At 57.9% G+C, this 776-nt stretch carries 1 protein-coding gene; it reads left to right on the top strand.

Annotated elements, in window-relative coordinates:
* Positions 1–21: 21 nt before the first annotated feature.
* On the top strand, positions 22–776 hold a 755-nt coding region (locus ACYC56_RS10250), incomplete at its 3' end, for an ABC transporter permease (protein ID WP_461374084.1).

Here is a 776-nt window from a genome sequence, read left to right as displayed (position 1 = left end):
CGCACGAAGGGGGCGCACCCGATGAAAGAGGCGCTCATGGGAATCTACACCCTCTGGCTCAGAGACGTCACCCGGTTTTTACGCGACAAACCAAGGATAGTAAGCTCGGCCGCGCAGCCGCTCCTATGGCTCTTCGTTCTGGGCCTCGGGCTCTCCACCGCGCTTGTAAGGGGCGGAAGTCCGCAGTACCTTCGCTTTATCTACCCGGGAATCATTTCGATGTCGGTGCTCTTCACGTCGATATTCTCCGCTGTTTCGATTATCTGGGACCGCGAGTTCGGCTTTCTAAAAGAAGTACTGGTCGCGCCGGTACCGCGCTGGTCGGTCGTCGTAGGGCGGGCGCTCGGCGGCAGCACCGTCGCCGTCATGCAGGGCACCATCATCCTCCTTGTCGCCCCGCTCATCGGCGTCAAATTCAGTATATTGCAGCTTCTTTTGGCCTTTATCATCATGTTCATGATCGCCTTTTCCATGACGTCGTTCGGTATCCTGATCGCCGCGCGCATGCACACTCACGAGGGGTTTCAAGTCGTGGTAAACTTTTTGCTGCTCCCCATGTTTTTTCTCTCCGGTGCGATGTTTCCGACCGGCAAGAGCCTCCCCATCTGGATGCACGCCCTCGTGCGCATCGACCCCTTAAGCTACGGCGTCGACGCTTTGCGCCAAACGCTCGTCGGGCAAAAAGTGTTTCCTCTCTGGCTCGATCTCGGCATCGTGTTCTGCTTCGGTGCGGTCGCACTCGCTTTCGGCGTGCGGTATTTCGAGAGAACCGAGTA

Source organism: Candidatus Aquicultor sp., assembly GCF_054640775.1.
Note: the sequence above shows the minus strand (reverse complement) of the source record. Positions and strands in the feature narration are given on the sequence as shown.